Raw genomic sequence first — 25,405 nt, 5'->3', positions numbered from 1 at the left:
GGTCGTTCTCCTCAGAGGTGGGTGTAGACGTCGGCGAGCGTGAGCCCGCGCGCGATCATCAACACCTGCAGGTGGTAGAGGAGCTGCGAGATCTCCTCGGCCGTCCGCTCGTCCGACTCGTGCTCGGCGGCCATCCAGACCTCGGCAGCCTCCTCGACGACCTTCTTGCCGATGCCGTGCACGCCGGTGTCCAGCTCCGCGACCGTGCCGGAGCCCGCGGGGCGGGTCACGGCCTTCTCCGAGAGCTCGGCGAACAGGGTGTCGAAGGTTTTCACGCGGAGACTCTAGACGTCCCCGGACGGAGCGTGCGCAGGGCGACCACGGTTGCGACCGCGGCCTCGGCCGCCTCGGCGCCCTTGTCCTCGTGCGACCCCTCGAGACCGGCCCGGTCGAGCGCCTGCTCCTCGTTGTCGCAGGTGAGCACGCCGAACCCGACGGGCACCCCGGTCCGGATGCCGACGTCCGTGAGGCCGAGGGTCGCGCCCTGGCAGACGTACTCGAAGTGGGGCGTGCCGCCGCGGATGACGACGCCGAGCGCGACGACCGCGTCGGCACCGTTCTCGGCCGCGACCTGAGCGGCGACCGGCAGCTCGAACGTCCCCGGGACGCGGACGACCGTGACGTCCTCGACGTGCGCCGCGGCGAGCGCACGCTGCGCGCCGGCGAGCAGGCCGTCCATGACGACGGTGTGCCAGCTCGCGGCGACGACCACGACCTTCAGGCCGGTGCCGTCGACGGTCAGGGTGGGTGCTCCAGCACCGCTCATGCCAGGTCCTCCAGGTTCTCGAACGCGTGGTCGTCGTGGTCGGCGCCGGGGGTGGCCGGCGTGGCGTGCACAGGTGAGACCGCGATGGGCTCGCGCTCCGTGCCCGGGGGCAGGTGGAGCAGGTGGCCCATCGAGGTGGCCTTGGTCCGCAGGTACGCCTCGTTCTGCGGCGTGCGCCCGACCTCGAGGCTGCGGATCTCCGCGACCTCGATGCCGTGCGCGCGCAGCCCCGCCACCTTCGCGGGGTTGTTGGTCAGCAGGCTCACGCGCTGCACCCCGAGGTTGGTGAGGATCGCAGCGGCCGCACCGTACTCGCGCCGGTCCGCGGGCCACCCGAGGTCGAGGTTGGCCTCGACGGTGTCCCGGCCCTGGTCCTGCAGCGCGTACGCCGCGACCTTGGCCAGCAGGCCGATCCCCCGCCCCTCGTGCCCGCGCAGGTAGACGACCGCCCCGCCCTGCTCGGCGGCGAGCTCCAGGGCTGCGTCGAGCTGGGGTCCGCAGTCGCAGCGTGCCGAGCCGAACGCGTCCCCGGTGAGGCACTCGGAGTGCACCCGCACGACGGGCGTCTCGGCGAGGCCCGCGGTCGGCACGAGCGCGACGTGCTCCGCGCCGGTGCGCAGGTCGCGGTACCCGTGGATGCGGAAGTCGCCGTGCTTGGTGGGCAGGTACGCCGTGTGCGTCGCGTGCACGCGTTCCTTGGGCGGCGCGGCGACGGCCACCTCGGCGGTCACGTCGTCCCCGTGGCCGATGCGCCAGGCGACGATGTCCTCGATGGTCAGGAGCACGAGCCCTTCGGCCTCTGCGAGCGCCGAAGCCTCAGGCAGCCGTGTCATCGAGCCGTCGTCGTTGACCAGCTCGGCGATGGCGCCCACGGGCTCGAGACCGGCGAGCCGGCAGAGGTCCACCGCCGCCTCGGTGTGGCCGGTGCGGTGCAGGACGCCGCCCGGCACGGCGCGCAGGGGAAGCACGTGGCCCGGGCGGATGAGGTCCTCGCGGCCCGAGGCCGGGTCGGCCAGCACCCGCATGGTCCGCGCGCGGTCCGCGGCCGAGATGCCGGTCGTGACGCCCGTCGCCGCGTCGACCGTCACCGTGTACGCGGTGCGTCGCGGGTCCTGGCTGCTCGGCACCATCAGCGGCAGGTCGAGCGCGTCGGCCCGGGAGGCTGGCATCGGCGCGCACAGGTACCCGGACGAGTGCCGGATCGTCCACGCGATCCACTCGGGTGTCGCCGACTGCGCGGCGAGGATGACGTCGGCCTCGTTCTCGCGGTCGGGCGAGTCCGCGACGAGCACCGGACGGCCGGCGCGCAGCGCCTCCAGCGCCTCCTCGACGGTCCCGAGCCGCACACCGGTGGGGGCCGTCATCGCAGCACCCCCGCCGTCGAGAGCAGCCGTTCGGTGTACTTGGCCAGCACGTCGACCTCCAGGTTGACCCGCGCACCGGGCGCGAGCGTGCCGAGGGTCGTCGCCTCGAGCGTGGTCGGGATGAGGGAGACACCGAACGACTCGTCGGTGACGTGCGTGACGGTGAGCGAGATGCCGGAGACCGCGATCGAGCCCTTCTCGGCGACGTACCGCGCGAGCTCCGGCGCGAGGCCGATCTCGACGTCGTCCCAGCGCGGCCCGGGCGACCGGCTCAGGATCGTGCCGACGCCGTCGACGTGGCCCTGCACGACGTGCCCGCCGTACCGGCCGCCGACCGGCAGCGCACGCTCCAGGTTGACCGGGCTGGACACCCCGACGTCCTCCAGCGCGCTGCGCCGCAGGGTCTCCGGCATGACGTCCGCGAAGAACGTGCCGTCGCCGGGGAGCTCCGTGACCGTCAGACAGACCCCGGAGACGCTGATGGAGTCACCCAGGTGGGCGTCGGACACGACGAGCGGTCCGCGGACCCGAAGTCGCGCGTCCATGCCCTCCCCTCGGTGCTCGATCGCCTCGACGGTGCCGATCTCCTCGACGATTCCGGTGAACATCAGTGCTCCTCCGTGGTGCTGTGCGGGTCGACGGTCGCGACGATCAGGACGTCGGGACCGAGCGGGATGACGGATCGGGTGGTGAGGCGGACGGCGTCGCCGATCGTGGTGACGCCCAGGTCGGCCATCGCGGGACGGCCGGAGCCCAGCAGGACGGGCGCGACGTAGGCGTGCACCTCGTCGACGAGCCCGGCGGCCAGGAACGCGGCGGCCAGCGTGGGTCCGCCCTCGACCAGGACGTGCCGGACCTCGCGCGTCGCGAGCACGGCCAGCACCTGCGCCGGGTCGTGCGTGCGCACGTGGACGAGCTCCCCGCCGGGCCCGTGCAGACGCGCACCCGCCGGGAGGTCGCGGTGACCCACGACGACGCGCAGAGGCTGCTGCCCGTGCAGCTCGCCCGCAGCGTTGCGCGCGGTGAGCGACGGGTCGTCGACGAGCGCGGTGCCGGTGCCGACCACGATGGCGTCGACCTCGGCGCGCAGGTCGTGCGCGTGGTGCCGGGAGACGTCGGAGGTGATCCACCGGCTGGTCCCGTCGGCTGCCGCCACGCGGCCGTCGAGCGAGGTGGCGAGCTTCAGCGTGACGAACGGGCGCCCGCGCTCGACCGAGGGCAGCCAGGCGCCCAGCAGCGCGCGCCCCTCGTCGGCGAGCAGACCGGTCGCGACGTCGACGCCCGCCGAGCGCAGCCGCTCGGCGCCGCCCGACGCGACGGGGTTCGGGTCGGGCACGGACACCACGACGCGGGCGACACCGGCCGCCAGCAGCGCCTCGGAGCACGGGCCGGTGCGTCCGGTGTGGTTGCAGGGTTCGAGCGTGACGACGGCCGTGGCTCCCCGGGCGGACCGTCCGCGGTCTGCCGCGTCGGCCAGCGCTGCGACCTCGGCGTGCGGCGTCCCGGCACCCCGGTGCCAGCCCTCGCCCAGGACGTCACCGTCCGGGCTCAGCAGGACGCAGCCGACGCGCGGGTTCGGACCGTTCGCCGGTCCGAACCGGGCGATCTGGAGCGCGCGACGCATGGCCTCGAGCTCGGAGGGTGCGCGCACGGCGGTGTCGCTGCTGGTCATGCTCACCTCCGGACGCGCAGGGCGCTCCGGGGTGAGGGCGGCAGGAAGGGTCCCGCAGCCACGGCGCCGAGGCGCCGCCACGTGATCCTCCCATCCGGACTTTCACCGTCGGTCCTGGAATTCCACCAGGTCAACCGCGCGGTCCTTGCGGATCGTGCGGGTCGCGGACTGTCACCGCCGGCTCGGAATTACACCGACCCCGGAGCACGTGTGTATGTGTTCGTAGTGCGCCAACGATCATGCCACACCGGGCATTCCCGCTCGTCAGGTGCTCGCGTCCGCCAAGCCGCGCAGCGCGACGATCTCGGCGGCGACGTCGGGTGCCCCGTACACGGCGGACCCGGCCACGAACACGTTCGCGCCCGCCCGCGCGATCCGGCCGATGGTGTCGCGCGCGACTCCCCCGTCGACCTGGATCCAGGTGTCCGCGCCCGACTCGACGACGGCCTGCCGCGCCCGGCGGATCTTCGGGAGCATCCCCTCGATGAACGACTGACCGCCGAACCCGGGCTCGACGGTCATCACCAGGATCATGTCGAACTCCGGCAGCAGGTCGAGCAGTGGCTCGACCGGCGAGGCCGGGCGCAGGGCGATGCCCGCGCGGACGCCGCGCGACCGCAGCTCCCGAGCCAGCCGCACCGGCGCTTGCGTCGCCTCCGCGTGGAACGTCACCGACGCGGCACCGAGGGCGGCGTACTCGGGCGCCCAGCGGTCGGCGTCCTCGATCATCAGGTGCACGTCGAGCGGGACGGGCGACACCTCGGCGATGCGCTTCACGACCGGCAGCCCGAGCGTGAGGTTGGGCACGAAGTGGTTGTCCATGACGTCCACGTGCACGAAGTCGGCGGCGGCGATCGCCTGGAGCTCGCGCTCGAGGTTCATGAAGTCGGCGGACAGGATGCTCGGGTTGATCAGCGCAGGCACCCGGCCAGCGTAGAGGGCGTCAGCGGGTCCGACGCAGCAGGGTCAGGTGCATCGCGTCCGTGCCGTGCACGTGCGGCCACAGCTGCACGTCGGTCCGGGTGTCATCCAGGTCCACCGCACCGCCGGGGGCGATCGCGCGGACGACCGCGGGCGTGTCGAGGTGGTCCACCTCGACTCCGAGGCGGCCGACGGCCCGCACGGCGTCCTTGACGACGAGCTGGGTCTCGACGAGGTGCGGCGAGCAGGTCACGTACGCCACGACTCCGCCGGGCCGGACGGCCTGCAGCGCCGAGACGAGCAGGTCGCGCTGCAGCGCGCTGAGGCTCGCGAGGTCGGCCGGGGTCCGGCGCCAGCGTGCCTCGGGACGCCGCCGCAGCGCCCCGAGCCCGGTGCAGGGGGCGTCGACCATCACGCGGTCGTACGCCCCGGGCTCGTCCGTCCCGACCGTCCGCCCGTCACCGGTGCGCACGTCCTCGACCGCGTCGGCGGGCACGGCCCGCAGCGCCTGCTCGACCAGCCGCGTGCGGTGCGGCTGCACCTCGTTGGCGACGATCCGCGCGCCGCGCTCCCCCGCGACGGCGGCGAGGAGTGCAGCCTTGCCACCGGGACCTGCGCACAGGTCGAGCCATCGCTCGTCCGGACCGTCGAGGGGCGCGTCGGTGAGAGCGAGGGTGACCAGCTGGCTGCCTTCGTCCTGCACTCCCGCGCGGCCGTCGCGCACGCTGTCCAGCGCGGCCGGGTCACCGCCGGACAGGATCACGGCCGTGGGCGCCAGCGCTCCCACCGTCCCGACGCCGTCGCCTGCGTCCTCGACGACCTCGTCCGTCCCGGCCAGCCCGGGACGCGCGACGATCGTCACACGCGGCGCGGCGTTGTCGGCAGCGAGCAGCGCCCCGATCTCGCCGGCGTCCCTGCCGTTGCCCACGAGTGCCTCGCGCAGCGCCCGGACGACCCACAGGGGGTGGCTCTGGACGACGGCGAGCTGGGCCAGCTCGTCGTCGCCGGCCGAGTCGCGGATCCTCTGCTCCCACTCGTGCGGCGAGGACCGCCCGACAGTGCGCAGCACGGCGTTCACGAACTGCGACGGGCCGGTGCCCAGCTGCTCGCGCGCCAGGCCGACGGTCTCGGACACCGCCGCGTGCGCGGGGACGCGCATGCCGAGCAGCTGGTGGGCGCCGAGCCGCAGGACGTCGAGCGCGGGGGCGTCGATCGTGCCGACCTCGCGGTTCGCCGCCTGGGCGATGACCGCGTCGTACCGGCCGCGCAGCCGCAGCGTCCCGTAGGCGAGCTCGGTGGCGAACGCCGCGTCCCGTCCGGTGATCCGCCGCTCGCGCAGCAGGGGCGGGAGCACGAGGTTGGCGTACGCGTCGGAGCCGTCGACGGAGCGCAGGACGTCGTAGGCGGCGGTCCGCGCCGGGTCGCTGCCTCGCCGGCGCTGCGAGGGTGCGGCGGCCGACCGCTGCGTCCGCCCCTGGGACCGGGCTGCGCCGCGCTGGCGGCCGCTCGCGTCACGACGGTCGTCGGCGGGGCTCACGCGGCACCTCCCAGCACGGTGCCGGCGTCGAGCCGGGCCCCGCGGGCCCAGTCCGCCGCGGCCATCGCGCGCTTGCCCTGCGGTGTCACCTCGGTCAGCCGCACCGCGTGCCCGCCGGTGCCGACGAGCACCTCCTTCTTGCCGGCGAGCAGCTGCCCCGGCGCGAGGTGGGTGACGTCGGCGACCGGGACGACGGGCGCCAGGCCGAGCCGGGAGCCGTCGGGCAGCGTCGTCCACGCACCCGGCGCGGGGGTGCAGCCGCGGACCAGCCGGTCGACCGCGTGCGCCGGGTGCGACCAGCGCACCCGTGCGTCGTCGACCTCGAGCTTCGGCGCGAGGCTGACCCCGTCCCGGGACTGCTCGACCGGGCTGAGGATGCCGTCCTCCAGGGCGTCCAGCGTCTGCACCAGCAGACCGGAACCGGCGACCGCCAGCCGACCCAGGAGATCGCCGGCGGTGTCGCGCGGGCGGATCGTCTCGGTGAGGAACCCGAACACGGGTCCCGTGTCCAGACCTGCCTCGAGCCGGAACGTCGAGGCACCCGACACCTCGTCGCCGGCGATGATCGCGTGCTGCACGGGAGCCGCGCCGCGCCAGGCGGGCAGCACCGAGAAGTGCAGGTTGACCCAGCCGTGGGTCGGGACGTCGAGCAGCGGCGGGGGGATCAGGGCGCCGTACGCGACGACCGGTGCGGCGTCGACGGCGAGCTCGGCCAGTCGTGCCTGGAAGTCCTCGTCCCGGGGTCGCTGCGGCGTCAGGACCTCGAGACCCGCCTCCAGGGCGCGCGCCTTGACCTCGCTCGGCGCGGAGGCGCGACCGCGCCCGGACCGGGCGTCTGGGCGCGTGAGGACGGCCACCACCTCGTGGCGGGAGGCGAGGAGCGCCTCGAGCGACGGCACCGCGGCCGCGGGAGTTCCGGCGAAGAGCAGTCGCATGGCGTCGATCCTAGGTGCGCGGCAGGTCGAGCCCGCGCGCCACGAGCGCCGCCCGCAGGTCCTCGGCGGACGTGAACAGGATGGCGTCGAACCCGGCTGCGGCACCGGCGGCGACGTTCACCGCGGTGTCGTCGACGAAGACCGCGTGCTCCGGGCGCAGATCGAACCGCTCGGTCAGCAGCGCGAACAGGCGGGGGTCCGGCTTCGCGATGCCGACCTCTCCCGAGACCACCACGTCCTCCAGCAGCCCGATCGCGGGCGCCGCCGGCTCGGCGAGGTGGAACGTCTCCGCGGACCAGTTCGTGAGCCCCAGCAGCCGGATGCCGAGCCCGCGCAGGTCGCGCACGACGTCGTGCATGCCGGGGACGGGACCGGTCAGCGTGTCGGCGAAGTGCTCGACGAACACGTCGAGCGCCGGAAGGTGCTGGGGCGCCCGGGCGGCCAGGTCCGTGCGCGCGTCGGCCCACGAGCGCCCGGCGTCCTGGCGCTCGTTGAACTCCTTGAACTCGAACTCGGCGAGGAAGGCCTCCGTGTCCCGCACCGGGAGCCGACCGGTGAACGCCTGGTACGGGTCCCACTGGACGAGCACCTGGCCGAGGTCGAGCACGACCGTGTCGATCATCCGAGCTCCTCGGGATCCAGCTGGACCCGGACCGTGCCACCCTCCCGGCGGGCGCTGCGGACCGCGAGAGACGCGGACAGCGCGCGCGCCAGGGCGGCGCCGGCGGTGCGCGGCACGCGGACGAGGGCCCGGACGGCCGGCTCGAGCGCGTCGTGCTCGGCCGAGTCGACCGGGACCGGGCCGAGGATCTCGGCGTCGGCGAGGTCGAGCCGGGACACCAGGGTGTCGACGGCGTCGCGGGGACCGGTGACCGAGGCGATCCGCACGGCGGGCGGCAGGGCCAGCTCGACCCGCTCCGCGAGCTCGCGCGAGGCGTACCCGGCGGGGTCCCAGCGCACCAGCGCCTGCGTGGCGCGCTCCTCGGCATCGCCCACGAGCACGACCGCCCCGCCCGCGCGCACCAGGGCGGCAGCGGTGAGCCACCGGCGCAGCGCCTCCTCCCCGGTCCGCAGGCCCGCGCCGGCCGTGCTCACCGCCGCATCGAGCAGCAGCGCCGCGGCGTACCCGCCGGGGGCGACCGGTTCGGCGCCCGGGGTCGCGACGACAACGGCCGGCGCGTCGGGCACGGACGCCAGCACACCGCCGGCCGCACGTGCGCCCGAGACGCGGATGGGGACGCCGGGGAACGCCCGGCCGAGCTCCTCGGCCGTGCGCTCCGACCCCACGCGCACGGACCGCAGCGCACCGGCGCCGCACTCGGTGCACCGCCAGTCGGTGGCCAGCCGCCCGCACCAGCCGCACGTCGGCACGCCGTCGGCCGTGGTCAGGCCGAGCGGCCCGTGGCACACCCCGCAGCGCGCCGCGGCCCGGCACCGTCCGCACGCGACCGCGGGGACGTACCCCGCGCGCGGCACCTGGACCAGGACGGGGCCGTCGGCGAGCCGGTCGCGGAGCGTGCGCCATGCGGGCGCCGGGAGCCGCGCGGCGGCGGCGGGCCCCTCCCGGGCGAGCTCGACCGACGTCAGGGCCAGCACCCGTGCCGTCCGGGCTCGCGTCGTCGGGCGGTCCGCGGCGACCTCCCGTGCCCACCCCGACTCGACGAGTGCCTGCGCCTCGACGCTGCGCCCGTGCGCAGCCACGAGCAGGGCGCACCGCTCCAGCTCGGAGCGCAGGGCCAGCACCTCGCGGACGTGCGGGTACGGCGCCCGGGGCTCGGCGTGCAGCGGGTCCCCGTCGTCCCACACCACCGCGAGGCCGAGATCCGTGACCGGGGCGAATGCCGACGCCCGCGTGCCGACGACGACGGTGGCCCGGCCGCGCAGCGCCGCGAGGAACGACCGGTAGCGCCCGGCGGGACCGTCGTCGGCCGCGAGCCGGACGGCTCCCCCGGTCGTGCCGGGCGTCCAGCGCGGGACCCCGGCGGACTCCAGCGCTGCGAGCACGCGGTCGATGTCCCGCGCGTCGGGCACCACGACGAGCGCGCCGCGCCCGCCCAGGACGCACGCCGCCACCGCCTGCGCGATCGCGTCGGGCCAGCGGTCGCCCTCGGCGCCCGGCAGCGCGGACCACACGGCCCGCGGGGCCCCGCCGGCGGTCACGTGCTGGAGGAACGCCGCTCCCCCGCGGTACGGCGCCCAGGCGGTCGCCGACGGCGACGGTGTGACCACGTCGTCCGCCGCTGCGGGTGCCTCGGCCTCGACGCGGGCGTGCCGCGCGGGGATCGCGAGCCGCAGCACGTCGTTCAGCGTGCCCGCCCACCGGTCGGCGACGGCGCGCGCGAGCCGGGCGACCTCCGGGGTGAGCACCGGCTCGGTGGAGACGACCTTGCGCACCGGTTGCAGGGTGCCGTCGTGGTCGGCCTCGGCGACGCGCTCCAGGACGTACCCGTTGACGTCCTGCGCACCGAAGCGCACCTTGACGCGGGTGCCCGGCACGGCGGCCTCCGCGAGAGCGGCTGGGACGAGGTACTCGAAGACCCGGTCGAGGTGCGCCGGGACCAGGTCGACGCACACCCGGGCGACCGGCAGGTGCTCCGCGGGCGTCACACCGTCCGGTGCGGTCCGGGTACGCCGCTTCGGCTGCGGCAGGCCCTCGAGCATCAGCTGCTCGCCCTCCGCGCTCGTCTCCACGCCGGGCGACCCGGACCGGTCGACCGGCGTCAGCCCACCGCGGACTGCAGGTCCGCCACGCGGTCGGTGCGCTCCCAGGTGAACTCCGGCAGCTCCCGACCGAAGTGCCCGTACGCGGCCGTCTTGCGGTAGATCGGCCGCAGCAGGTCGAGGTCCCGCACGATCGCGGCCGGACGCAGGTCGAACACGTCCCGGATGGCGGCCGTGAGCCTGGTCAGCGGGACCGTCTCCGTGCCGAACGTCTCGACGTACAGGCCCACCGGGTTGGCCTTGCCGATGGCGTACGCGACCTGGACCTCGCACCGGCGCGCGAGCCCGGCGGCGACGACGTTCTTGGCCACCCAGCGCATCGCGTACGCGCCCGAGCGGTCGACCTTCGACGGGTCCTTGCCGGAGAAGGCCCCGCCACCGTGCCGGGCGATCCCCCCGTAGGTGTCGACGATGATCTTGCGGCCGGTCAGCCCGGCGTCCCCCTGCGGCCCACCGACGACGAACGTCCCGGTCGGGTTCACCAGCAGGCGGTAGTCGGTCACGTCCAGGTCCAGCTGCTCCAGGACGGGGGCGACGACGAGCTCGGAGACGGCCGGGCGCAGCGTCGTGTCCAGGTGCACGTCGGGGTCGTGCTGCGTGGACAGCACGACGGTGTCCAGCCGCACGGCGCGGTCGCCGTCGTAGCCGATGGTGACCTGCGTCTTCCCGTCGGGTCGCAGACCCGGCAGGATCCCCTCCTTGCGCACGAGCGTCAGCCGCTCGGCGAGCCGGTGGGCGAGCCAGATGGGCAGCGGCAGCAGGGTCGGGGTGTCGTCGGAGGCGTAGCCGAACATCAGGCCCTGGTCGCCCGCGCCCTGCGCGTCGAGCGGGTCGAGGTCCGCGGAGTCCTCCCGGACCTCGATCGCCTTGTCCACGCCCGCGGCGATGTCCGGCGACTGCTGACCGATCGAGACCGAGATGCCGCAGGAGTCCCCGTCGAAGCCGATCGCCGACGAGGTATACCCGATCCCCCGGACCACCTCGCGCACGATCTGCGGGATCTCGACGTACGCGCTCGTGGTGACCTCGCCGGCGACGTGCACGAGCCCGGTCGTGACCATCGTCTCGACCGCGACGCGCGCCTGGGGGTCCTGCTCGAGGATCGCGTCGAGGATGGAGTCGGAGATCTGGTCACAGATCTTGTCCGGGTGCCCCTCGGTCACGGACTCGGACGTGAACAGGCGCATGTCAGGCTCGGTCATGGCGGACAGCGTAATGGGCTCCCGGCCGGCCCCGTGCCGCGTCAACCGCGCGACAGCACCGCGTCCCAGACCGCGTGGGCCACCTCGATCTTGGTCCCGGTGGCCTCACCGACCACCGCGCCGGAGCCGTCCAGGATCGTCACGTCGTTCACGTCGGTGCCGAACCCGCGCCCGCCGCCGACGGCGTTCACGACGAGGAGGTCGGCTCCCTTGCGCTGCGCCTTCGCGCGGCCGTGCTCGAGCACGCTGCCGGCCTGGTCACCCGTCTCCGCGGCGAAGCCGACGACGACCTGGCCCGGCCGCAGCCGCTCGGCGGCGAGCTCGGCGAGGATGTCCACGGTCTCCACGAGCTCCAGGACCGTCGGCGCACCGCCCGGCTGCTTCTTGATCTTGGACTCCGCGCTGGTGACGGGGCGGAAGTCGGCCACGGCCGCGGCCATCACCACGACGTCCGCATCCTTGGCTGCGGCGCGCACGGCGTCCCGCAGCTCGGCACCCGTCTCGGCGTGGACCACGTCGACACCGGCGGGGACGGGGACGTCGACGTTCGCCGCCACCAGCGTGACCCGGGCTCCGCGGGCGTGGGCTGCCTGCGCGAGCGCGACGCCCTGCCGGCCGGACGACCTGTTGCCGAGGAACCGGACGGGGTCGAGCGGTTCCCGGGTGCCGCCGGCGGAGACGACCACGTGCCTGCCCTCGAGGTCGCGCGGGCGGTCGCTCACCAGCGCGAGCGCGGCGGTGGCGATCTCCTCGGGCTCCGGCAGACGGCCAGGACCGGTGTCCGACCCGGTGAGGCGACCGGCGGCGGGCTCCAGCACGTGCACGCCGCGCGCGCGCAACGTCGCCACGTTCGCGACGGTGGCGGGGTGCTCCCACATCTCGGTGTGCATCGCCGGGGCCAGCAGGACGGGGCACCGGGCGACCAGGAGGGTGGCGGTCAGCAGGTCGTCGGCCTGCCCGGTCGCCGCCCGGGCCAGGAGGTCGGCCGTCGCAGGGGCGACGATGACGAGCTCGGCCTGCTTGCCGACGGCGACGTGCGCCACCTGGTCGACGTCCTCGAAGACGTCGGTCGTCACCGGTTGACCGGACAGCGCCTCCCACGTCGCACGCCCGACGAACTCGAGCGCCGCCCGGGTGGGGACCACACGGACGCTGTGGCCCTGCTCGCGCAGCAGGCGCAGCAGCAGCACCGCCTTGTAGGCGGCGATGCCGCCCGCGACGCCGAGGACGATGTGCATAGGGAGAGGATCAGCCCTCGGTGGCCTCGGACGTCAGCAGGCCGGCGTCGATCTCGCGCATCGCGATCGAGAGCGGCTTCTCCTGCGGGCGGGTGTCCACCAGCGGGCCGACGTACTCGAGCAGGCCCTCGTTGAGCTGCGAGTAGTAGGCGTTGATCTGACGCGCGCGCTTGGCCGAGTACAGCACGAGCGCGTACTTGGAGTCGGCGCGCTCGAGCAGACGGTCGATGGGCGGGTCGGTGATGCCCGTGGGGGCGGCGACGGTTCCGGACACGGTGAACTCCCGAAGATAAGAGGTTGGGCTCCGCTGATCCTACCTGGTCGCGATCCCCATCCCGCGGACCAGCTCGTCCGTCGCCCGGTGGACGTCGTCGTTGACGATCACCAGGTCGAACTCGGCCGCGGCCGCCAGCTCGACGCGCGCCGTGCTGAGCCGTCGCTCCCGCTCCTCCGCGTCCTCCGTCCCCCGGCCGACCAGCCGCCGTTCCAGCTCGGCGAACGACGGCGGTGCCAGGAAGACGAAGTGCGCGTCCGGCATGGACTTCCGCACCTGACGCGCACCCTGCAGGTCGATCTCCAGGAGCGCCGGCTTGCCGTCGGCGAGCCGCTCCTCGACCGGCCGCCTCGGGGTGCCGTACCGGTTCCGGCCGTGCACGACGGCCCACTCGAGCAGGTCGCCGCGCTCGACCATCCGGTCGAACTCGTCCGCCGAGACGAACAGGTAGTGCACCCCGTCGACCTCGCCGGGCCGCGGGGGCCTGGTGGTCGCGGAGACGGACAGCCAGACCTCCGGATAGCGGGTCCGGACGTCGGCGGACACCGTCCCCTTGCCGACGGCGGTCGGTCCGGCGAGAACGGTCAGCCGGGCAGGCGTCGTCGTCATGGGTGGTGCGGGCTCCTCAAGCTGCGCGGTGGAGCCCGGTCGTCACCCGAAACGGTCGACGAGAGCCTTCACCTGGTGCGGACCGAGCCCACGCACGCGACGGGTCTCGGAGATTCCGATCTCGGAGATGATCGCACGCGCCTTGACCTTGCCGACGCCGGGCAGGGACTCGAGCAGGGCGAGGACCTTGAGCTTGCCGATCGTCTCGTCCGCCTGGCCCTGCGCGATCACCTCGGAGAGCGTGCCCTGCGAGTACTTGAGGCGGTTCTTGACCTCAGCGCGGGCCTGGCGGGCGGCGCCGGCCTTCTGGAGCGCTGCCGCTCGTTGTTCGGGAGTCAGCGGAGGGAGTGCCACGCGCGTCACCTTCTCGTCAGTGGGCCGGCGACCCACGTGGAGTGCGCGGGATCGTGAGAACGAAACTAGCGAGCACTACCCCGATCGGCAATGCGGACGACCGTCCAGTGCGCCCGGACCTGCAGCGACACCCTCCCGTGAGCTCAGGAGAGCGCCGCAGCCGCCTCGTCCGCGGCACGTCGCGCGGCGGTGCGCAGAGCTGCGACGTCCGGTCCTGCGGCGAGCACCCCACGCGACGAGGAGGCCAGCACCTGCCGCCGCGCCGTGCCGAACACCTGGGCGAGCTCGCGCGGTCCTGCGCCCTGGGCGCCCACCCCCGGTGCGAGCAGGGGGCCGTTGACCGCCGCGAGGTCCACGCCCGTGCGCTGCGCGGCGTCGCCGACCGTGGCGCCCACGACGAGCCCGATCGACCCCAGCGGGTCGACGTCGGCGTTCAGGGCTGCAGCGCGGGCGGCGATGAGCGCCGCGACGGTGACCCCGTCGTCGGTGCGGGCGTGCTGGACCTCGTGGCCCTCCTTGTTGGAGGTCAGGCACAGGACGAACAGGCCCCGTCCCGACGACAGCGCCAGGTCGACCGCCGGGTCCAGCGAACCGAACCCGAGGTACGGGGACACGGTCAGCGCGTCGCCGGCGAGCGGAGAGCCGTCGCGCAGGAACGCCTCGGCGTACGCCGCCATCGTCGACCCGATGTCTCCCCGCTTGGCGTCCATGATCACGAGCGTGCCCGAGTCGCGGCCGGCTGCGACGACCTCCTCGAGCACGGCGACCCCCGCGGAGCCGTGGCGCTCGAAGAAGGCGGCCTGCGGCTTCACGGCCGCCACCCGACCGCCGACCGCGTCCATCACCGTCAGGGCGAACGAGCGCAGCCCGGACGCGTCGTCCGGGAGGCCCCACGCCTCGAGCAGGCTGGTGTGCGGGTCGATGCCGACGCAGAGGGGGCCGTAGGCGTCCATGGCGGCGGCCAGGCGGGCCCCGAACGGCGCCGTCATGCGCGGGCCGCCGCGCGTGCCTCGCGACGCAGCAGCGCGGCAGCATCGTGCTCCTGCAGGCTGGTCACGCGGAACGGACCCGCCTGCCGCGCCTCGATCGCCTGCACCGCCGCGCCGAGCTGCTGCACGGTGGTGACCATCGCCTTGTCGGCGGCGGTCGTCGCCGCGCGGATCTCGTAGCCGTCGGCACGGGCGCCCTGCCCGGACGGGGTGTTCACGACGATGTCCACCTCGCCGGCGGTGATGAGGTCGACGATCGTGGGCTCCCCCGCCTCGCCGCGGCCCGACGAGTACTTGCGGACGACGCTGGACGCGATGCCGCTGCGGTGCAGGACCGCCGCTGTGCCCTCCGTGGCGAGGATCTCGAAGCCGAGCTCGGCCAGGCGCTTGACCGGGAACACGATCGAGCGCTTGTCGCGGTCGGCCACCGAGATGAACGCGCGCCCGCCCGTGGGCAGGCCGCCGAACGCCGCGTCCTGGGACTTGGCGAACGCCGTCGGGAAGTCGACGTCGAAGCCCATGACCTCGCCCGTCGAGCGCATCTCCGGGCCGAGCACGGTGTCGACGACGACGCCTTCCTTGGTGCGGAACCGCTTGAACGGCAGCACCGCCTCCTTGACCGCGATCGGCGAGTCGAGGTCGAGCACGCTCGCGTCGTCCACCGGGAGGATGCCCAGCGCGCGCAGGTCGGCGATCGACCGGCCGGCCATGACGAGCGCCGCGGCCTTGGCCAGCGACACACCCGTGGCCTTGGAGACGAACGGCACCGTGCGGGACGCCCGGGGGTTGGCCTCCAGGACGTAGAGGACGTCGGACACCAGCGCGAACTGGATGTTCAGCAGACCGCGCACCCCGACGCCCCGCGCGATCGCCTCGGTGGACAACCGGATCCGTTCGAGCTCGGACGTCGACAGCGTCACCGGCGGCAGGGTGCACGCCGAGTCGCCGGAGTGGATGCCGGCCTCCTCGATGTGCTCCATGACACCGCCGAGGAACAGCTCGGTGCCGTCGAACAGCGCGTCGACGTCGATCTCGATGGCGTCGTCGAGGAAGCGGTCGATGAGCAGGGGCGGCAGCGTGCCCGCGCGCCCCCCGTCGGCGGCGTTGTCGAGCGCGCGCTGCACGTACTCGTTGAGCTGGGGCTCGTCGTACACGATCTCCATGCCGCGCCCGCCGAGCACATAGCTCGGGCGGACCAGGACCGGGAAGCCGATCCGGCGGGCCGTGTCGCGGGCGCCCGCCTGCGTCGTCGCCGTGCCGAACGCCGGAGCCGGCAGCCCTGCCGCCTCGAGCACCTTGCCGAACTCGCCGCGGTCCTCGGCGGCGTCGATCGCGGCCGGGGAGGTGCCCAGGATCGGCAGTCCGGCGTCGTAGAGGCGCTGCGCGAGCGACAGGGGCGTCTGGCCGCCGAGCGTCACGATGAGGCCCTCGACCGGGCCGGCCGCAAGCTCGGCCTGGTAGACCTCCAGCACGTCCTCGAACGTCAGCGGCTCGAAGTACAGGCGGTCCGAGGTGTCGTAGTCGGTCGAGACCGTCTCGGGGTTGCAGTTGATCATCACGGTCTCGTACTCGCCCTTGAGCGCCAGGGCGGCGTGCACGCACGAGTAGTCGAACTCGATGCCCTGGCCGATCCGGTTGGGTCCGGAGCCGAGGATGAGGATCGCGGGCCGCGTGCGCGGGGCCACCTCGGACTCCTCGTCGTAGGACGAGTAGTGGTACGGCGTGCTCGCCGCGAACTCGGCGGCGCAGGTGTCCACCGTCTTGAACACCGGGCGCAGACCCACCGCGTGGCGGCCGCGGCGGACCGCGTCCTCCGAGGTCCGGCGCAGCGTCGCGATCTGCGCGTCCGACAGGCCGTGCCGCTTGGCGTGCAGCAGCACCTCGCGGGTCAGCGCCTCGGCCGTCCGGGTCTGCTCGGCGACCTCGTTGATCAGCTGGATCTGGTCGAGGAACCAGGGGTCGATGCCCGTGAGCTCGTAGACCTTCTCCAGCGGGACCCCGGCGCGCAGCACCTGCTGCACGTCGACCAGGCGGTGCTCGGTGGGGCGGGAGATCGTCGCGACGAGCGCGTCGAGCGCGTCACCGGTCAGGGCGTCGCCCGCCCAGTGGAAGACCGAGTCCTTCTTGTCGATCGAGCGCATGGCCTTGCCGAGCGCCTCGGTGAAGTTGCGGCCCAGGGCCATCGCCTCGCCGACCGACTTCATCGTGGTGGTCAGGGTGTCGTCCGCGGCCGGGAACTTCTCGAACGCGAACCGCGGGACCTTCACGACGACGTAGTCGAGCGTGGGCTCGAAGGACGCGGGCGTCGAGCCGCCGGTGATGTCGTTGGGGATCTCGTCGAGCGTGTAGCCGATCGCCAGCTTGGCGGCGATCTTGGCGATCGGGAAGCCGGTGGCCTTCGACGCCAGGGCGCTCGACCGGGAGACGCGGGGGTTCATCTCGATGACGACGATGCGGCCCGTGGACGGCTCGATGGCGAACTGGATGTTGCAGCCACCCGTGTCGACACCGACCTCGCGGATGACCGCGATGCCGATGTCCCGCAGCCGCTGGTACTCGCGGTCGGTGAGCGTCAGCGCCGGGGCGACCGTGACCGAGTCGCCCGTGTGCACGCCGACGGGGTCGACGTTCTCGATCGAGCAGACGACCACGACGTTGTCGTGCTTGTCGCGCATGAGCTCGAGCTCGTACTCCTTCCAGCCGAGGATCGACTCCTCCAGGAGCACCTCGGTGGTCGGCGAGTAGTGCAGGCCCTGCCCGGCGATCCGGCGCAGGTCGGACTCGTCGTACGCGATGCCCGACCCCAGACCGCCCATCGTGAACGAGGGGCGCACGACCATCGGGTAGCCCAGCTCGTCGACCGCCGCGAGGGCGTCCTCGATGCTGTGCACGATGACCGAGCGTGCGCTCTCGGCACCGCAGACCTCCACGACCTCCTTGAACTGCTCGCGGTCCTCGCCCTTCTGGATGGAGGCGATGTTCGCGCCGATGAGCTCGACGTCGTACTTCTCCAGGACGCCCGCCTCGTCCAGCGCGATCGCTGCGTTGAGCGCCGTCTGGCCGCCCAGCGTCGGCAGGATCGCGTCGGGACGCTCCTTGGCGATGATCGTCGTGAGGATCTCGGTCGTGATCGGCTCGACGTACGTCGCGTCGGCGAACTCCGGGTCCGTCATGATCGTGGCCGGGTTGGAGTTGACCAGGATGACCCGCAGGCCCTCCTCCTTGAGCACGCGGCACGCCTGCGTCCCCGAGTAGTCGAACTCGCAGGCCTGGCCGATGACGATCGGGCCGGACCCGATGACCAGGACGCTGGTGATGTCTGTGCGCCGGGGCATCAGGCGGCACCCTTCTGTGAGGTCATGAGGTCGACGAAGCGGTCGAAGAGGTACGCGGCATCGTGCGGGCCGGCCGCGGCCTCCGGGTGGTACTGCACCGAGAACGCCGGCAGGTCCAGCGCGCGCAGACCCTCCACGACGTCGTCGTTGAGGTCGACGTGGCTGACGACGACCCGGCCGTAGCGTCCGCCGTCGTGCGGCGCGACGGACTCCCCCTCGAGGGGCGCGTCCACCGCGAAGCCGTGGTTGTGCGCGGTGATCTCGACCTTGCCCGTGGCGCGGTCCATCACCGGCTGGTTCACGCCGCGGTGGCCGTACCCCAGCTTGTAGGTGCCGTAGCCGAGCGCCCGGCCGAGCAGCTGGTTGCCGTAGCAGATGCCGAAAAACGGGATCCTGCGGTCCAGCACGTCGCGCAGCAGGTCGATCTCGTGCGTCGCCGCGGACGGGTCGCCCGGGCCGTTGGAGAAGAAGACGCCGTCCGGCGCGGTGGCCAGGACGTCGTCGATCGTCGCGTCCGAGGGCAGGACGTGGACGCGGACCCCGCGCTCGGCCAGCCGCTGCGGCGTCATGGCCTTGATGCCGAGGTCGACGGCCGCGACCGTGGCGACGTGCTCGCCGACCGGCTCGACCACGTAGGCCGTATCCGTGGACACCTCGCCGGCCAGGTCGGCACCGATCATCGCCGGTGCCGCCAGGACGTCGTCGAGGAGCTCGTCGTCGGGTCGGCGCTCGCCGTTCTCGTCGAGGAGGGCGGCACCGGAGAAGATCCCGGCCCGCATCACCCCGCGCTCGCGCAGGTGGCGGGTCAGGGCGCGCGTGTCGATGTCGCTGATCCCGACGATGCCCTGGGCGACCAGGTCGTCGTCGAGCGTGCGCTCCGCGCGCCAGTTCGACGCGCGTCGCGCAGGGTCGCGCACCACGTAGCCCGCCACCCAGATCCGCGTCGACTCGTCGTCCTCGTCGTTCACCCCCGTGTTGCCGATGTGCGGGGCGGTCATCACGACGATCTGCCGGTGGTACGACGGGTCGGTGAGGGTCTCCTGGTAGCCGGTCATGCCGGTGTTGAAGACGATCTCGCCCAGCGTCGAGCCCTCGGCGCCGTAGGGGCGGCCCCGGAAGGTCCGGCCGTCCTCCAGGATCAGCACTGCGTCGGTCATGAGTTCTCCTCCTGCGCGGGCGCCTGGCCCGGGGTCAAGGTCTGGAGTGCGGCGAGGAGCCGCTCGCGGTCGGCGGCGTGCTTCGGGCGCAGCCCGGTGTCCAGGCCGCGGGGGTCGGCGGGGTCGGCCTGCCAGGTGAGGACGACGAGCCCGTCTCCCCCGACGACCTTGCCGGCCATGCCGGGTGCGCTGGTCGCGCCGAGCAGGACGGCGGTGGGCACGAAGAGGTCCGTCGCACCCCGGCGCGTGATCTGCACCCCGGCGTCGAAGACGGCCACCTGCGCCGGGCTGCGGACGCCGAGGTCCTGGGCGGTGACCCGGTCGAGCCAGTCCCCCGCCCTCGTGGTCGACACGTAGGTCGCGTCGACCGGGCCGAACCTCTGCGCGCCGCGGTCGGACGGGACGGGCGGGAGCGTCGCGACGAGCCCCGCGGACCGTCTCGTGCGGGCCCGCCACCCCGCGCGCATGCCCCAGAACACGACGACCACGACGAGCAGCAGGACCACGATCGAGACCGCCTGACGGGTCACGAGCTGACCACCACGCTCTCGTCGCACGCGGACCCGTCCATGACGGTGGCGCGACCGCGCAGCCAGGTGGCGATGACGCAGCCCGACAGCTCGCGTCCGCGGAAGGGCGAGTTGACGCTCTGCGTCGACTGCTCCTCGGGCACGACGACCCGGCGGATGCCCGGGTCCACCAGCGTGAGGTTGGCGGGCTCCCCCACGGCGAGGGGCCTGCCGTGGTCGCTGACCCGGCCGATCCGGGCGGGCGCGGTCGAGAGCACGCGCGCGACGTCCGCCCAGGTCATCCGGCCGGTGTCGACCATCGTCTCCTGGACCACCGAGAGCGCCGTCTCGAGCCCGGTCATGCCGAAGGCCGCCGCGCCCCACTCGCAGTCCTTGTCCTCGCGGGTGTGCGGCGCGTGGTCGGTGGCCACGATGTCGATCGTGCCGTCGGCGAGGCCCTCGCGGACGGCCTCGACGTCCCGCTGGGTGCGCAGCGGGGGGTTGACCTTGAACACCGGGTCGTACCCGCGGGCCAGCTCGTCGGTCAGGACGAGGTGGTGCGGGGTGACCTCCGCGGTGACGTCGATGCCGCGCGACTTGGCCCAGCGGATGATCTCGACGGAGCCCGCGGTGGACAGGTGGCAGACGTGCAGGCGCGAGCCGACGTGCTCGGCCAGCAGCACGTCGCGGGCGATGATCGCCTCCTCGGCGACGGCGGGCCAGCCCGCGAGCCCCAGCTCCGCGGAGACGACGCCCTCGTGCATCTGGGCGCCCTCGGTGAGGCGCGGCTCCTGGGCGTGCTGGGCGATGACCCCGTCGAACGCCTTGACGTACTCCAGGGCGCGCCGCATGACCACCGGGTCGTGCACGCACTTCCCGTCGTCGGAGAACACCCGGACCTGCGCGGCCGACTCGGCCATGGCACCGAGCTCGGCCAGCCGCTCGCCCTCGAGACCGACGGTGACGGCCCCGACGGGGCGGACGTCGACCCAGCCGGCGTCGCGCCCGAGCCGCCAGACCTGCTCGACGACGCCCGCCGTGTCCTGCGTGGGGGTCGTGTTGGCCATCGCGTGCACGGCGGTGAACCCGCCCATCGCCGCGGCGCGCGTGCCGGAGCGGACGGTCTCGGCGTCCTCGCGACCGGGCTCGCGCAGGTGCGTGTGCAGGTCGACGAGCCCCGGCAGCAGGACCAGGCCGCTGCCGTTGATGATCACCGGGTCCTTGGCCTGGGCCTCCGCGCCGGCGCCGATCGCCGCGATGATCCCGTCGGCGAGCAGCACGTCGGTCGTGCCCTCGCCGAGCGGGCTCACGTCCCGCAGCAGATAGTTCCTGGTCACGCGTCCACCTTCGTGTCGTCGGTCGGTGTGGCTGCTCGAGCGGGGGCGTCGCCGCCCGCGAGCAGCAGGTACAGGACGGCCATGCGGACCGCCACGCCGTTGGCCACCTGCTCGACGATGACCGCGCGCGTCGAGTCCGCGGCGTCCGCGGAGATCTCCAGGCCCCGGTTCATCGGCCCGGGGTGCAGCACGATCGCGTGCTCGGGCAGGAGGGCGAGCCGTCGCGCGTCGAGGCCGTAGCGCCGGGTGTACTCCAGCGGGCTCGGGAAGAACCCGCCGCCCGCGCTCGACATCCGCTCGCGCTGGACCCGCAGCATCATGATCGCGTCCGGCTTCTCGTCGGCCAGGACCTCGTCCAGGTGGTACGAGACGCGGGCCGGCCAGGCGCCGACCCCGACGGGCAGCAGGGTGGGCGGCGCGACGAGCACGACCTCGGCGCCGAGCGTGTGGAGCAGGTGCACGTTGGAGCGGGCGACCCGGCTGTGCAGGACGTCCCCCACGATCGCGACCCGCAGACCCGACAGGTCGCGCCCGGTGACGTCACCGGGACCGGCCAGGTGGCGGCGCAGCGTGAAGGCGTCGAGCAGCGCCTGCGTGGGGTGCTGGTGCATCCCGTCCCCGGCGTTGATGACCGCTCCGTGGGTCCAGCCCGAGGTGGCGAGCGTGTGCGGCGCCCCGGAGGCGTGGTGCCGGATCACGACCGCGTCCGCGCCCATCGCCTGCAGCGTCAGGGCGGTGTCCTTGAGCGACTCGCCCTTGGACACGCTGGAACCCTTGGCGGAGAAGTTGATGACGTCCGCCGACAGGCGCTTCGCGGCGGTCTCGAACGAGATGCGCGTGCGGGTGGAGTCCTCGAAGAACAGGTTGACCACCGTGCGGCCGCGCAGCGTGGGCAGCTTCTTGATCTCGCGTGCCTGCGTCGCGGCCATCGAGCCCGCGGTGTCGAGGATGCGGACGGCGTCGGTGAGGTCGAGGTCGGCGGTGGAGAGCAGGTGCTTCATCGGGCGCCTCCCTCGATGAGGACGGCGTCGCGACCGTCGGTCTCCTCCAGCAGCACGCGCACCCGTTCGCTCGTGGAGGTGGGCAGGTTCTTGCCGACGTAGTCCGCGCGGATCGGGAGCTCGCGGTGCCCCCGGTCGACGAGCGCCGCGAGCTGCACCGCGCGCGGGCGGCCGAGGTCGCTGATCGCGTCGAGGGCCGCGCGGATGGTGCGGCCGGAGTAGAGGACGTCGTCGACGAGCACGACCACCTTCCCGTCCAGGCCGCCCCCGGGGATGTCCGTGGCGCCGATGGTGCGGGTGGGGTGGTGCGCGAGGTCGTCGCGGTACATCGTCACGTCGAGGCTGCCGACCAGCAGGGCCGGGTCGAGGCCGGGCTCGACCGCGATCAGGCGCTCCGCCAGGCGGCGGGCGAGCGGCAGGCCGCGGGTGGGGATGCCCAGCAGGACGACGCCGGAGCCGCCCTTGTTGCGTTCGAGGATCTCGTGCGCGATGCGCGTGAGGGCCCGGTTGATCTCCGGGGCGCCGAGGACCACGTTGGCGTCGACCTCGACGCTGTCGGGTCCCGCCGGGGCGGGCGCGGGCGTGCCAGTGCTCATGACGCAAGCTCCTTCCCCGCCTCACGGGACGGGTCTTAAAGGAATGTCTCGCCTGGCACTCTAGCGTGCCGACGGGTCAGCCCCGCGCGGGGTCCACCGCTGCTGCCAGCACCGCGATCAGGAGCGGGTGGACGACGTCGCCCGGCAGCGCCTCGAGCGTGGCCATGACCCCGGCGAGCTCGTCGGGCAGCCCTTCGGTGAGCACGCGTCCCGCGAGCGACGGGTCCGGGACCGCGGCGGGTCGTCCTCGCACGGCGTCGGCAGCAGCGGCCAGGGTCGCGACCAGCTCCTCGACGACCCGGTGGGTGACGGCCGTGACGGTCAGGTGCGCCGTGCGTGGCAGCACAGAGCCGTCCGGCTGGACCATCGCGGGCTGCGCCTGGAACAGGAAACCCCGGCGCCGGACCTCGTCGACGAGCGTGAAGGGGTCGACCTGCTCCGCGGCGGGCAGGGCGTCGTCCGCGGCGAGCGCGAGCAACGGTCCCGTCGGGGTGCCGACGAGGCGCAGCCCGCGGACGGCGCCGGCCGCCTCGACGAGGCGATCGGTCGCCCGGCGCGTCGCGGCGACGAGCTCCGCCAGTCCCTGCGTGCCGAGCACCTCGAGGACGGCCCACGCGGCGGCCATCGCACCCGCTCCGCGGGAACCCAGGATCGTCGGGTTGACGACGGGGTAGCCGGGCCAGGCTGTCGTCGCGAAGTACTGGGCGTGGTGCCGCTCGCGCGCCCGGTAGAGCACCACCGACGCACCCTTGGGGGCGTAGCCGAACTTGTGCAGGTCCGCCGAGATCGACGTGACACCGGGCACGGCGAGGTCCCACGGCTGGTCGACGTCGTCGCCCCACCACGGCAGCACCCACCCGCCGACGCACGCGTCCACGTGGCAGGCGACCCCGCGCTCCGCCGCACCCGCGGCCACCTCGGCGACCGGGTCGACGGCGCCGAAGGGGTAGCTCGGTGCGCTCACGACGACGAGCGCGGTCCGGTCGTCGACGGCGGCCAGGACGTCGGCGGCAGACGGGGTGCCCGTCACCGGGTCGACCGGCACGGGCACGACGTCGAGGTCGAGGTAGTGCGCCGCCTTGTGGAACGCCGGGTGCGCGGTGGTGGGCAGGACGAGAGCCGGCCGGGCGTGCGCCCGCGCAGGATCGACGGCGCGCCACAGGTCGCGGGCGGACTTCACCGCGAGCATGCACGACTCGGTGCCCCCGGACGTGACGGACCCGACGGTGCCCTCGTCGCCGTGCAGGACGTCGCGGGCGAACGCGACGATCCGGCGCTCGAGCGCCGCGACCGACGTGAACGTGGTCGGGTCGAGGCCGTTCACCGGCAGGAACAACCGGACCGCCTGAGCGGCGACCTCGTCCAGGTCCGGGCGGCCAGGGTCGTACACGTAGGACAGCACCCGCCCGCCGTGCGTCGGCGGGTCGGCGGCCCGCAGCGCCGCGAGGTCCGCCAGCACGTCGTCGATCGGTCGTCCGGCGCTCATGATCGGGTCTCCTCCGACGGGACGGCGGGCGCGTCGACGACGGCCTCGGACAACGGGTAGCGCGCCAGGGGCAGCAGGCTCAGCAGGGCCAGGGCCGCGGGCAGCACCGAGAAGGCGACCACGATGCCGGTCAGCGCCGACGCCGGCTGGACGACCAGGGTGTCACCGGTCCGGGACACGAAGCCGGTGACCGCGAGCATGCCGAGCACGAGCGTGGGCCCGAGCGCGAGGCCCGCCGTCTCCCCCGCCGTCCAGACCCCGCCGAGGACGCCGGCGCGGTCGACGCCACGCTCGCGCGCGTCCACCGCGGCCACGTCGGGCAGCATCGCGAGCGGGTACAGCTGCATCCCGGCGTACGCCAGACCGGCGAGGGCGACCGACAGGTAGACCCACTCGCCCGGCGCCCAGCGCATCGGCAGCAGGGACAGCGCGGCGAGGGCGAAGAGCGTCGTCGCGCCGGCGAGCGCCCGGCGTTTGCCGATCCGGCGGCTCAGCCGGGTCGCGAGCGGCATCACCAGGAGCGCGGGCGCGACGAGCGCGGCGAACAGGAACGTCACCGCACCCTCGGACCCGAGCGCGTAGGTGGCGACGTACTGGGCGCCGGCCAGCATCGCCCCCGTCGCCAGCGCCTGGAGCACGAACGTCGCCAGCAGGCGGCGGAACGCGGGGAGCTCGCGCAGGCTCGTGAGCCCCAGTCGCAGGGCGTCACCGCGGCGCTCGGGTCGCGGGGCGACCGGCGTCGCCGCCGGGACCGCGATGCCGGCCCGCCGGGGCGCACCCCACCAGGCCGCGAGCATGCCCAGCCCGATGACGAGGCCACCGACCACGCCCATCACGGCGTAGCCCGTGCGACCGCCGCCGGCCGCGTCCCGGACGAGCGGGCCGCCCGCGCCGAACGCGAGGATCGCGACCGCGAGCACCGCGATCCGGGGTGCGAGCAGCCGGGTCCGGGAGTCGTAGTCGGGGGCGATCTCCGCCGGGAGGGCGATGTACGGCACCTGGAACACGCTGAACGCCGTCGCCGCGGCCACGAACGCGACGACCACCCATCCGGCCGCCGCCGGGCCTGTCAGCGCGGTCGGCGTGGCGAAGAGCGCCGTGAACAGCAGCGGGATCGAGACGGCCCCCGCGAGCAGGAACCGCCGCCGGCTCCCGTGGCGTGCCGCCGAGACGTCCGACCGTGCGCCGATCAGCGGGTCGATCAGGACGTCCCAGAGCTTCGGGACGGTGACGACGAGGCTCGCGAGGCCGGCTGCCACCCCGAGCGTGTCGGTGAGGTAGTAGGCGAGGACGAGCCCGGGCAGCGTCCCGAACCCACCCGTCCCGACGGAACCGAGCGCGTAGCCGACGACGGTGCGCCGCGGGAGCAGCACGGGGCCGGAGGTCGAGGTCACGGCGCCAT

24 protein-coding genes and 1 riboswitch are annotated in these 25,405 nt (G+C 74.0%); all 24 genes read right to left on the bottom strand.

Annotation, left to right across the window (positions count from 1 at the left end):
• Positions 1 to 11: 11 nt before the first annotated feature.
• The 24 genes from CTE05_RS03695 to CTE05_RS03580 all read right to left on the bottom strand — a co-directional run bounded on the left by CTE05_RS03695 (position 12) and on the right by CTE05_RS03580 (position 25,397).
• The gene (locus CTE05_RS03695; protein ID WP_056027473.1) at positions 12 to 275 is read right to left on the bottom strand and encodes a phosphoribosyl-ATP diphosphatase; all 264 of its coding nucleotides are present in this window, start codon (positions 273 to 275) and stop codon (positions 12 to 14) included.
• The gene (ribH, locus tag CTE05_RS03690) at positions 272 to 766 is read right to left on the bottom strand and encodes a 6,7-dimethyl-8-ribityllumazine synthase (protein WP_146844743.1); all 495 of its coding nucleotides are present in this window, start codon (positions 764 to 766) and stop codon (positions 272 to 274) included. Before ribH ends, CTE05_RS03695 begins: the two co-directional genes overlap by 4 nt.
• Complete coding sequence (gene ribB, locus CTE05_RS03685; RefSeq protein WP_146844742.1) at positions 763 to 2,130, bottom strand: 3,4-dihydroxy-2-butanone-4-phosphate synthase; 1,368 nt, start codon at positions 2,128 to 2,130, stop codon at positions 763 to 765. Before ribB ends, ribH begins: the two co-directional genes overlap by 4 nt.
• The gene (locus CTE05_RS03680) at positions 2,127 to 2,738 is read right to left on the bottom strand and encodes a riboflavin synthase (protein ID WP_055914486.1); all 612 of its coding nucleotides are present in this window, start codon (positions 2,736 to 2,738) and stop codon (positions 2,127 to 2,129) included. The genes ribB and CTE05_RS03680 overlap by 4 nt, the downstream gene beginning before the upstream one ends.
• Positions 2,738 to 3,802, bottom strand: a complete 1,065-nt coding sequence (ribD, locus tag CTE05_RS03675; protein ID WP_246123237.1) for a bifunctional diaminohydroxyphosphoribosylaminopyrimidine deaminase/5-amino-6-(5-phosphoribosylamino)uracil reductase RibD — start codon at positions 3,800 to 3,802, stop codon at positions 2,738 to 2,740. The genes CTE05_RS03680 and ribD overlap by 1 nt, the downstream gene beginning before the upstream one ends.
• 78 nt (positions 3,803 to 3,880) lie before the next feature.
• A riboswitch (FMN riboswitch) is annotated at positions 3,881 to 4,013 on the bottom strand.
• Between the two features lie 53 nt (positions 4,014 to 4,066).
• Positions 4,067 to 4,726, bottom strand: coding sequence for a ribulose-phosphate 3-epimerase (gene rpe / locus CTE05_RS03670; protein WP_146844741.1), 660 nt, complete (start codon positions 4,724 to 4,726; stop codon positions 4,067 to 4,069).
• A gap of 19 nt (positions 4,727 to 4,745) precedes the next feature.
• Positions 4,746 to 6,311 (bottom strand): RsmB/NOP family class I SAM-dependent RNA methyltransferase, encoded by a 1,566-nt coding sequence (locus CTE05_RS03665; protein ID WP_146844807.1) that lies wholly within the window; start codon positions 6,309 to 6,311, stop codon positions 4,746 to 4,748.
• Positions 6,257 to 7,195 carry a methionyl-tRNA formyltransferase gene (locus tag CTE05_RS03660; RefSeq protein ID WP_146844740.1) on the bottom strand — a complete coding sequence of 313 codons (939 nt, stop codon included), beginning with the start codon at positions 7,193 to 7,195 and terminating at the stop codon, positions 6,257 to 6,259. Before CTE05_RS03660 ends, CTE05_RS03665 begins: the two co-directional genes overlap by 55 nt.
• Before the next feature lie 10 nt (positions 7,196 to 7,205).
• Positions 7,206 to 7,817, bottom strand: a complete 612-nt coding sequence (locus CTE05_RS03655; protein WP_146844739.1) for an HAD-IA family hydrolase — start codon at positions 7,815 to 7,817, stop codon at positions 7,206 to 7,208.
• The gene (locus CTE05_RS03650) at positions 7,814 to 9,856 is read right to left on the bottom strand and encodes a primosomal protein N' (RefSeq protein ID WP_146844806.1); all 2,043 of its coding nucleotides are present in this window, start codon (positions 9,854 to 9,856) and stop codon (positions 7,814 to 7,816) included. Before CTE05_RS03650 ends, CTE05_RS03655 begins: the two co-directional genes overlap by 4 nt.
• Before the next feature lie 59 nt (positions 9,857 to 9,915).
• Positions 9,916 to 11,118 (bottom strand): methionine adenosyltransferase, encoded by a 1,203-nt coding sequence (gene metK, locus CTE05_RS03645; RefSeq protein ID WP_146844738.1) that lies wholly within the window; start codon positions 11,116 to 11,118, stop codon positions 9,916 to 9,918.
• A 41-nt stretch (positions 11,119 to 11,159) separates the two neighbouring features.
• A complete protein-coding gene (coaBC, locus tag CTE05_RS03640) occupies positions 11,160 to 12,356 on the bottom strand; it encodes a bifunctional phosphopantothenoylcysteine decarboxylase/phosphopantothenate--cysteine ligase CoaBC (RefSeq protein ID WP_146844737.1) in 1,197 nt (398 codons plus the stop codon).
• Between the two features lie 10 nt (positions 12,357 to 12,366).
• Positions 12,367 to 12,630 carry a DNA-directed RNA polymerase subunit omega gene (gene rpoZ / locus CTE05_RS03635; RefSeq protein WP_028046344.1) on the bottom strand — a complete coding sequence of 88 codons (264 nt, stop codon included), beginning with the start codon at positions 12,628 to 12,630 and terminating at the stop codon, positions 12,367 to 12,369.
• 39 nt (positions 12,631 to 12,669) lie between these two features.
• Positions 12,670 to 13,239, bottom strand: a complete 570-nt coding sequence (gmk, locus tag CTE05_RS03630) for a guanylate kinase (RefSeq protein WP_146844736.1) — start codon at positions 13,237 to 13,239, stop codon at positions 12,670 to 12,672.
• Positions 13,240 to 13,281: 42 nt separating this feature from the next.
• Positions 13,282 to 13,593, bottom strand: a complete 312-nt coding sequence (gene mihF, locus CTE05_RS03625) for an integration host factor, actinobacterial type (protein ID WP_056587928.1) — start codon at positions 13,591 to 13,593, stop codon at positions 13,282 to 13,284.
• Positions 13,594 to 13,736: 143 nt separating this feature from the next.
• Positions 13,737 to 14,582, bottom strand: coding sequence for an orotidine-5'-phosphate decarboxylase (gene pyrF / locus CTE05_RS03620; protein WP_146844735.1), 846 nt, complete (start codon positions 14,580 to 14,582; stop codon positions 13,737 to 13,739).
• The gene (gene carB, locus CTE05_RS03615) at positions 14,579 to 17,917 is read right to left on the bottom strand and encodes a carbamoyl-phosphate synthase large subunit (RefSeq protein ID WP_146844734.1); all 3,339 of its coding nucleotides are present in this window, start codon (positions 17,915 to 17,917) and stop codon (positions 14,579 to 14,581) included. Before carB ends, pyrF begins: the two co-directional genes overlap by 4 nt.
• Positions 17,917 to 19,074: a glutamine-hydrolyzing carbamoyl-phosphate synthase small subunit gene (gene carA, locus CTE05_RS03610; RefSeq protein WP_146844733.1), complete on the bottom strand. Its 1,158-nt coding sequence runs from the start codon at positions 19,072 to 19,074 to the stop codon at positions 17,917 to 17,919. The genes carB and carA overlap by 1 nt, the downstream gene beginning before the upstream one ends.
• Entirely contained in the window at positions 19,071 to 19,604 is a 534-nt protein-coding gene (locus tag CTE05_RS03605) for a PH-like domain-containing protein (protein ID WP_246123235.1), read from the bottom strand. The genes carA and CTE05_RS03605 overlap by 4 nt, the downstream gene beginning before the upstream one ends.
• Positions 19,601 to 20,920, bottom strand: coding sequence for a dihydroorotase (locus CTE05_RS03600; RefSeq protein ID WP_146844732.1), 1,320 nt, complete (start codon positions 20,918 to 20,920; stop codon positions 19,601 to 19,603). Before CTE05_RS03600 ends, CTE05_RS03605 begins: the two co-directional genes overlap by 4 nt.
• Complete coding sequence (locus CTE05_RS03595) at positions 20,917 to 21,921, bottom strand: aspartate carbamoyltransferase catalytic subunit (protein ID WP_146844731.1); 1,005 nt, start codon at positions 21,919 to 21,921, stop codon at positions 20,917 to 20,919. Before CTE05_RS03595 ends, CTE05_RS03600 begins: the two co-directional genes overlap by 4 nt.
• Entirely contained in the window at positions 21,918 to 22,517 is a 600-nt protein-coding gene (gene pyrR / locus CTE05_RS03590) for a bifunctional pyr operon transcriptional regulator/uracil phosphoribosyltransferase PyrR (protein WP_246123234.1), read from the bottom strand. The genes CTE05_RS03595 and pyrR overlap by 4 nt, the downstream gene beginning before the upstream one ends.
• A 76-nt stretch (positions 22,518 to 22,593) precedes the next feature.
• Positions 22,594 to 24,003, bottom strand: a complete 1,410-nt coding sequence (locus CTE05_RS03585; protein ID WP_146844730.1) for a pyridoxal phosphate-dependent decarboxylase family protein — start codon at positions 24,001 to 24,003, stop codon at positions 22,594 to 22,596.
• Positions 24,000 to 25,397 (bottom strand): MFS transporter, encoded by a 1,398-nt coding sequence (locus CTE05_RS03580; RefSeq protein WP_186814722.1) that lies wholly within the window; start codon positions 25,395 to 25,397, stop codon positions 24,000 to 24,002. Before CTE05_RS03580 ends, CTE05_RS03585 begins: the two co-directional genes overlap by 4 nt.
• Between the last annotated feature and the right edge of the window lie 8 nt (positions 25,398 to 25,405).

The organism is Cellulomonas terrae, from assembly GCF_007990265.1.
Lineage (GTDB): Bacteria > Actinomycetota > Actinomycetes > Actinomycetales > Cellulomonadaceae > Cellulomonas > Cellulomonas terrae.
The sequence above is the reverse complement of the archived record's forward strand: the minus strand, read 5'-3'. Positions and strand labels throughout refer to the sequence as shown.

Excerpts from the sequence above, each read along its gene's own strand:
- CTE05_RS03660 (WP_146844740.1), bottom strand. The coding sequence starts at position 7,195 with ATGCGACTGCTCTTCGCCGGAACTCCCGCGGCCGCGGTGCCGTCGCTC.
- ribH (WP_146844743.1), bottom strand. The coding sequence starts at position 766 with ATGAGCGGTGCTGGAGCACCCACCCTGACCGTCGACGGCACCGGCCTG.
- pyrR (WP_246123234.1), bottom strand. The coding sequence starts at position 22,517 with ATGAGCACTGGCACGCCCGCGCCCGCCCCGGCGGGACCCGACAGCGTC.
- CTE05_RS03655 (WP_146844739.1), bottom strand. The coding sequence starts at position 7,817 with ATGATCGACACGGTCGTGCTCGACCTCGGCCAGGTGCTCGTCCAGTGG.
- gmk (WP_146844736.1), bottom strand. The coding sequence starts at position 13,239 with ATGACGACGACGCCTGCCCGGCTGACCGTTCTCGCCGGACCGACCGCC.
- coaBC (WP_146844737.1), bottom strand. The coding sequence starts at position 12,356 with ATGCACATCGTCCTCGGCGTCGCGGGCGGCATCGCCGCCTACAAGGCG.
- ribD (WP_246123237.1), bottom strand. The coding sequence starts at position 3,802 with ATGACCAGCAGCGACACCGCCGTGCGCGCACCCTCCGAGCTCGAGGCC.
- CTE05_RS03595 (WP_146844731.1), bottom strand. The coding sequence starts at position 21,921 with ATGAAGCACCTGCTCTCCACCGCCGACCTCGACCTCACCGACGCCGTC.
- carA (WP_146844733.1), bottom strand. The coding sequence starts at position 19,074 with ATGACCGACGCAGTGCTGATCCTGGAGGACGGCCGGACCTTCCGGGGC.
- pyrF (WP_146844735.1), bottom strand. The coding sequence starts at position 14,582 with ATGACGGCGCCGTTCGGGGCCCGCCTGGCCGCCGCCATGGACGCCTAC.
- ribB (WP_146844742.1), bottom strand. The coding sequence starts at position 2,130 with ATGACGGCCCCCACCGGTGTGCGGCTCGGGACCGTCGAGGAGGCGCTG.
- CTE05_RS03680 (WP_055914486.1), bottom strand. The coding sequence starts at position 2,738 with ATGTTCACCGGAATCGTCGAGGAGATCGGCACCGTCGAGGCGATCGAG.
- CTE05_RS03650 (WP_146844806.1), bottom strand. The coding sequence starts at position 9,856 with ATGCTCGAGGGCCTGCCGCAGCCGAAGCGGCGTACCCGGACCGCACCG.
- CTE05_RS03585 (WP_146844730.1), bottom strand. The coding sequence starts at position 24,003 with ATGAGCGCCGGACGACCGATCGACGACGTGCTGGCGGACCTCGCGGCG.
- carB (WP_146844734.1), bottom strand. The coding sequence starts at position 17,917 with ATGCCCCGGCGCACAGACATCACCAGCGTCCTGGTCATCGGGTCCGGC.
- metK (WP_146844738.1), bottom strand. The coding sequence starts at position 11,118 with ATGACCGAGCCTGACATGCGCCTGTTCACGTCCGAGTCCGTGACCGAG.